Source organism: Kitasatospora sp. NPDC028055, from assembly GCF_040637885.1.
In the GTDB taxonomy this organism is placed as follows: Bacteria; Actinomycetota; Actinomycetes; order Streptomycetales; family Streptomycetaceae; genus Kitasatospora.
This window is the reverse complement of record NZ_JBEZXE010000029.1, coordinates 106,296-112,554: the sequence shown is the minus strand read 5'-3', so window position 1 is coordinate 112,554 and position 6,259 is coordinate 106,296. Positions and strand designations below refer to the sequence as shown.

Genomic DNA, 6,259 nt, shown 5'->3' with positions numbered 1-6,259 from the left:
GGCTCCCAGTAGACGACTGGGTTGATAGGCCGGATATGGAAGCCCTGTGAGGGGTGGAGTTGACCGGTACTAATAGGCCGAGGGCTTGTCCTCAGACGCTCGCGTTCACTGTGTGGTTCCCGGGTAGCGAACAGCTATCGCCGGCGAACAAGAAACACTTATTCAACTGAAAAGTGTGTTTCGCTGAATACCCGATAGGGTTTCGGTGGTCATAGCGTGAGGGAAACGCCCGGTTACATTCCGAACCCGGAAGCTAAGCCTCACAGCGCCGATGGTACTGCAGGGGGGACCCTGTGGGAGAGTAGGACGCCGCCGAACAATCATTCAAGGCCGCGGCCCCAGCGACTCGCTGGGGCCGCGGCCTTTTTGTGTTTTGCGAACTTTGCACGAGACCGGCAGACCGGGACTTCCGCCCAGGCGCGGACGCTTCCGACATGCCGGACAATGGAGATGGTGCGCGGCCAGGAGGCCGGCGCCGATACCGCGTGACGGCACTGACGTTGCCCAGTCCGCGGTGGAGATGAAGCAGCAGAAGGAGTCACGAGGATGTCGAACCAGCCCGAAGGCCGTCCCGAGCGTCGATCGGACGACGGCCGAGGCTACGAGCCCCGGTCGCGTGGGGGCTGGTCCAACGACCGTGACGACCGTCCCCGTCGCGATGACCGTGACGACCGTCCGCGTCGGGATGACCGTCCGTCGTTCCGCGACCGCGACGACCGCGGTGGCGACCGTGGCGGCTTCCGCCGTGACGACCGTCCGCAGGGTGGCGGTTTCAACCGCGACCGTGGTGACCGTCCGCAGGGTGGCGGTTTCAACCGTGACCGTGGTGACCGTCCGCAGGGTGGCGGTTTCAACCGCGACCGTGGTGACCGTCCGCAGGGTGGCGGCTTCAACCGTGACCGGGATGACCGTGGTGGCTTCCGTCGTGACGACCGTCCGCAGGGTGGTGGGTTCCGTCGTGACGACCGCCCGAGTGGGTTCCGTCGCGATGACCGTGACGACCGTCCGCGTCGGGATGACCGTCCGTCGTTCCGCGACCGCGACGACCGCGGTGGCGACCGTGGCGGCTTCCGCCGTGACGACCGCCCGCAGGGTGGTGGCTTCAACCGTGACCGCGGTGACCGCCCCCAGGGCGGTGGCTTCAACCGGGACCGTGGCGACCGCGGCGGCTTCCGTCGCGACGACCGCCCGCAGGGTGGTGGGTTCCGTCGTGACGACCGCCCGGGCGGGTTCCGTCGCGATGACCGTGACGACCGTCCGCGTCGGGATGACCGTCCGTCGTTCCGCGACCGCGACGACCGCGGTGGCGACCGTGGCGGCTTCCGCCGTGACGACCGCCCGCAGGGTGGTGGCTTCAACCGTGACCGCGGTGACCGCCCCCAGGGCGGTGGCTTCAACCGCGACCGTGGCGACCGTCCCCAGGGCGGTGGCTTCAACCGTGACCGCGGTGACCGCCCCCAGGGTGGCGGTTTCAACCGCGACCGTGACGACCGTGGTGGCTTCCGCCGTGACGACCGTCCGCAGGGTGGTGGGTTCCGTCGTGACGACCGCCCGAGCGGGTTCCGTCGCGACGACCGTGACGACCGCGGTGGCTTCAACCGTGACCGCGGTGACCGCCCCCAGGGTGGTGGCTTCAACCGCGACCGTGACGACCGTGGCGGCTTCCGTCGGGACGACCGTCCGCAGGGTGGTGGGTTCCGTCGTGACGACCGCCCGAGCGGGTTCCGTCGCGACGACCGCGGCGACCGTCCGCAGGGCGGTGGCTTCAACCGGGACCGTGACGACCGCGGCGGGTTCAACCGCGACCGTGGCGACCGCCCGCAGGGCGGTGGCTTCAACCGCGACCGCGGTGACCGTGGCGGCGACCGCGGTGGGTTCCGTCGTGACGACCGCCAGGGCGGTGGCGGCTTCCGTCGCGACGACCGTCCGTCCTACCGCGACCGTGACGACCGTGGCGGCGAGCGCGGCCGTGGGGACTACGACGACCGTCGTGGCAACTACGAGCCGGTCAAGCGTCTGCCGATCCCGGAGGACGTCACCGGCTTCGAGCTGGACGCGGACGTGCGTCAGGAGCTCAAGAGCCTGCCCAAGACCCTCGCGGACGACGTCGCCCGCAACCTGGTGATGGTGGCCCGGCTGCTCGACGGTGACGCGGAGGAGGCCTACCAGTACTCGCGCGTCGCGCTGCGGCTGGCGTCCCGCGTGGCCGCCGTCCGTGAGGCGGCCGGCTTCGCCTCGTACATGACGCAGCGTTACTCCGAGGCGCTGACCGAGTTCCGCGCCGCCCGTCGGATGACCGGTCGTGCCGACCTGTGGCCCGTGATGGCCGACTGCGAGCGCGGTCTGGGCCGTCCGGAGCGGGCGCTGGCGATGGCCGGCGAGCCCGAGGTGAAGCAGCTGGACAAGGCCGGCCAGGTGGAGATGCGCCTGGTCGCGGCCGGTGCCCGCAGCGACATGGAGCAGTTCGACGCGGCCGTCGTCACCCTGCAGAGCCCGGAGCTGGCCTCCAGCGCCGTGCACCCGTGGACCGCGCGCCTGCGCTACGCCTACGCCGAGGCGCTGATCGCGGCCGGCCGTGGCGACGAGGCCCGTGACTGGTTCGCCAAGGCCGCCGAGGCCGACACCGACGGTTCGACCAACGCCTCGGAGCGCCTGGCCGAGATCGACGGTGTGGAGTTCACCGACGCGCTCGACCCGGAGCTGGCCGACGAGGACGCCGACCAGGCCGAGGCCCCGGCGAAGAAGCGCGGCGGCGACGTCTCCGACGACCGCGTGATCTTCGAGGACGAGGAGGACGTCGAGGAGTTCTACGACGAGGACGACCTCGAGATCGACGAGGACTTCGACGGCGTGGTCCCCGAGCGTGCCGCGGACGCCAAGGCTGACGAGGCCGAGAAGGCTGACAAGGCTGAGAAGGCTGACAAGGCCGAGGCCGAGGGCGACGCCCAGGCCTGAGCGCCCTGAAACACGCCGTGAGGCCCTGCCGATGCCCCTTCGGGGGAGATCGGCAGGGCCTCACGGCGTCCGGGGGTTCCTGCTGCCCGGCGGGAACGGTCGGAAGGCGCTAGCCCAGGTCGAAACGAGCTAGCCCAGCGGAAGACTGCGCAGCACCAGCCCGGTGGCGGGCTTGGGCCCGAACGAGGTGGACTTGCGCGGCATGGTGACGCCCTGTTCGGCCAGCCGTCGCACCACGCTCTCCCGGACCGGGTGCAGTAGTACGGCGGTGCCCCCGGTGCGGGCGGCCTCGCGCTCGGCGGCCACGGCGGTGTGCAGGTAGCCGATGTCGTCGGGGCCGTCGGGGACGTGCCAGGTGTGGTCGAGCAGGGTCGCGTGCAGCACGGTGGCGTCCAGACGGCGCCACTCCTCGGGCCGGTCGTGCGGCACGGTGGCCCCCAGCAGGGCCTCCTCGGGCTCGCCGAGCAGCCAGAACACGCCGTCGCCGCCGGTGAGGACGAAGCCGTTGCCGCCGTGCCGCTTCTGCTCGGCGAGGGCCTGGAGGGCGGCGGTCAGCGGACCGGGGACCTCCTTGACCTGCCACTGGTCGCCGAGCTTCTCCAGGGCCTCGGCCACCGGCAGCCGGTACAGCACCCGGTGGATGGCCCGGACCCGCAGCGGGTAGCGGGCGGTGTCCACCAGCAGCACCATGCCGCGGTCCCACGGGCTGCGGGGCAGGTGGCGGTGTTCGCGCTGCAGCCGCAGGTACATCTCCCAGCGGTGGTGGCCGTCGGCGATCAGGGCCCGGCAGGTGGCCAGGTCGCGGCTGATCTCGCCGAGCTCGGCGGGGTCCGTGACGGCCCACAGGCGGTGGTGGGTGCCGTCGGTGGTGGCGGTGGAGAGCAGCGGCTCGCCCTCGACGGTCCGCTCGATGACGCCGGAGGCGCCGCCGTTGCCACGGTAGGTGAGCAGCAGCGGTTCGAGGTTGGCCCGGGTGGTGCGCATCAGTCCGACCCGGTCGGCGACCGGCCGGGGCATCACGTCCTCGTGGGGGAGGACGACGCCGGCCTCGGGGCCGCTCACCGCGAGGGCGCCGATCAGGCCGCGCTGGAGCAGTTCGGGCGCGTCACCGTTGCCGGGGACCCGCTGCTCGTAGACGTAGATGGCCGGCTCCGGGTCGGCGGCGAGGATGCCCTCGCGCTGCCAGGCGGCCAGCAGCCGGGCGGCGTGCCGGTACTTGGTGTCACGGTCGGAGCGGTCGCCGGCGTCCTCGGGCTCCGGGCGGGGCAGGATCAGCCGGACCACGTTGTGCGGATCGGCGGTCTCCAGGTCGAGCCGGCGCCCCGGGTCGACGACGTCGTACGGCGGGGACATCACCGAGGCCAGCGCGCCGACCCGGTCGGGGACGTACCGCAGGCCACGGAAGGGGGACAGGGACAGGCCTGCGGTGGCGACGTGCCCGGGATCGCCGGGGCCGCCCACGGGAGTCTCGACTCCGTCTTCTGCACTGGGTGTGCTCATTCTGGGCATCGTAACCGGGTACGCGTTGTTGAGAGATCGGAATCCCCGTGCCGAACGGTCGGGCGGGTGTACGACCGAGGGCGAGGTACGGCATGCAGGACGGGCAGGAACAGCTGGACGGCGGTGCGCCGGGGGAGCGCGTGCCGACGGGCGGCGTGCCCGCCCAGGGGCGGCCCGGGGAGCCGGCCGGGGACGTCTACGACTGGTTCCGGCGGGGCGCGGAGCTGCTGGCCCATGGGCATCCGGCGGCGGCCGAGCAGTTGCTGGCCCGGGCGGCGGAGGCCGAGCCGCACTCGCGCAGCATCCGGGAGGCGCTGGCCCGGGCGCAGTTCGACGCCGGTTCGTACGCGGCGGCGCTGGAGAACTTCCGGGCGGTGGCGCTGGCCGATCCCTCGGACGACTACGCTCAGTTCGGGTGGGGGGTCGCGGCGGCCCGGCTGGGCGACTTCGAGACCTCCGCCGAGCACCTGGCGCTGGCGGTGGCCATGCGGCCGGAGACCGACCACTACCGGGCGGCGCTGCGGCAGACCAGGGCGACCCTGGCGGCCCGCGCCGGGGCCTACGGCCCGCTGCTGCCCGGAGCGCCCGGCTACCGTGAGCCGGGGGTGCACGGGCAGGTCGGGGGAGAGCCGGGCGGCGTCGACGAGGACGCCTGACCGGGCGGGCAGTGACGAGCAGACGAACCGCGGAGAACGCGGACGAACCGCAGTGAATGAGGTAGGGCAGGCATGACCGAGACGGCCACCCCCGCGCGACGGACCGCCCCCGGCGGCAGCGACCGCCCGCTGACCGAGGCGTACGACACGGCGCTGCTGGACCTGGACGGCGTGGTCTACGCGGGCCCGCACGCGATCGAGCACGCGGTGGACTCGCTGGCGGCGGCGCGGACGGCCGGGATGCGGCTCGCGTACGTGACCAACAACGCCTCCCGCCCGCCGCGCGTGGTCGCCGAGCACCTGACCGAGCTGGGCGTGCCGGCCGAGCCCGCGGACGTGATCAACTCGGCCCAGGCGGCCGCCCGGGTGGTCGCCGAGAAGGTGCCGGCCGGGGCGAAGGTGCTGGTGGTGGGCGGGCTGGGACTGGAGGAGGCGCTGGCCGAGCGCGGGCTGGTCGCCGTCCGCTCGCTGGCCGAGGAGCCGCTCGCGGTGGTGCAGGGCTTCGACCCGTCGGTCGGCTGGGCCCAGCTGGCGGAGGCCGCGTACGCGGTGCGCGGCGGGCTGCCGTGGGTCGCCTCCAACACCGACATGACGGTGCCGACGGCGCGGGGGATCGCGCCCGGCAACGGGACGCTGGTGGCGGCGGTGCGGGCGGCGGCCGGAGTGGACCCGGAGGTGGCGGGCAAGCCGCTGCCGCCGATGCACCGGGAGACCGTGCTGCGAACGGGTGCGCGGCGGCCGCTGGTGGTCGGGGACCGGCTGGACACCGACATCGAGGGTGCCTTCAACGGCGGGGTGGACAGCCTGCTGGTGTTCACCGGGGTGACCACCCCGGCGCAGCTGCTGGCGGCCCCGGTCGAGCACCGGCCGACGTACCTGGCGGCCGACCTGCGCGGCCTGCTGGTCGCGCAGCCGGCCGTGACGGCGGTGACGGCGGCGGGCGGCGGTTTCGCGTGCGGCGGCTGGACGGCGGTGGCGGAGGGCGGTGCGCTGCGGCTGACCGGTGCCGGGGACCGCTGGGACGGCCTCCGGGCGCTGTGCGCGGCGGCCTGGACGGTGCTGGACGCGGATGGCGGGCCGGTGGACGGGCGGAAGGCGCTGGCCGAGCTCGGGTTCTGAGGTGGTTCGGGACGGTCGTCTTGGACAGC

4 protein-coding genes, 2 rRNA genes and 1 pseudogene are annotated in these 6,259 nt (G+C 73.2%); 6 read left to right on the top strand and 1 reads right to left on the bottom strand.

The window, feature by feature from the left end; all coding sequences use genetic code 11:
* The 4 genes and pseudogenes from AB0F71_RS25745 to AB0F71_RS25730 all read left to right on the top strand — a co-directional run.
* Nucleotides 1-93, top strand: a 23S ribosomal RNA gene (locus AB0F71_RS25745); the annotation flags it as partial.
* Nucleotides 94-201: 108 nt separating this feature from the next.
* Nucleotides 202-318, top strand: a 5S ribosomal RNA gene (gene rrf, locus AB0F71_RS25740).
* A 318-nt stretch (nt 319-636) separates the two neighbouring features.
* Nucleotides 637-1,938 (top strand): annotated as a pseudogene (locus AB0F71_RS25735) (hypothetical protein); the annotation flags it as partial.
* A 78-nt stretch (nt 1,939-2,016) separates the two neighbouring features.
* Nucleotides 2,017-2,955 carry a hypothetical protein gene (locus AB0F71_RS25730; RefSeq protein ID WP_360238503.1) on the top strand — a complete coding sequence of 313 codons (939 nt, stop codon included), beginning with the start codon at nt 2,017-2,019 and terminating at the stop codon, nt 2,953-2,955.
* 129 nt (nt 2,956-3,084) lie between these two features.
* Here AB0F71_RS25730 and AB0F71_RS25725 read toward each other — a convergent pair whose 3' ends face one another.
* On the bottom strand, nt 3,085-4,455 hold the full coding sequence (locus AB0F71_RS25725; protein ID WP_360238487.1) for a DUF1015 domain-containing protein: 1,371 nt from the start codon (nt 4,453-4,455) through the stop codon (nt 3,085-3,087).
* Between the two features lie 92 nt (nt 4,456-4,547).
* On the opposite strand from AB0F71_RS25725, the gene AB0F71_RS25720 reads away from it, so the two are divergent.
* Nucleotides 4,548-5,111, top strand: a complete 564-nt coding sequence (locus AB0F71_RS25720; RefSeq protein ID WP_360238485.1) for a tetratricopeptide repeat protein — start codon at nt 4,548-4,550, stop codon at nt 5,109-5,111.
* A 72-nt stretch (nt 5,112-5,183) separates the two neighbouring features.
* The gene (locus tag AB0F71_RS25715) at nt 5,184-6,230 is read left to right on the top strand and encodes an HAD-IIA family hydrolase (protein ID WP_360238483.1); all 1,047 of its coding nucleotides are present in this window, start codon (nt 5,184-5,186) and stop codon (nt 6,228-6,230) included.
* Nucleotides 6,231-6,259 lie beyond the last annotated feature (29 nt).

Coding starts and splice junctions, on each gene's coding strand:
- AB0F71_RS25725 (WP_360238487.1), bottom strand. CDS start 4,455: ATGAGCACACCCAGTGCAGAAGACGGAGTCGAGACTCCCGTGGGCGGC.
- AB0F71_RS25720 (WP_360238485.1), top strand. CDS start 4,548: ATGCAGGACGGGCAGGAACAGCTGGACGGCGGTGCGCCGGGGGAGCGC.
- AB0F71_RS25715 (WP_360238483.1), top strand. CDS start 5,184: ATGACCGAGACGGCCACCCCCGCGCGACGGACCGCCCCCGGCGGCAGC.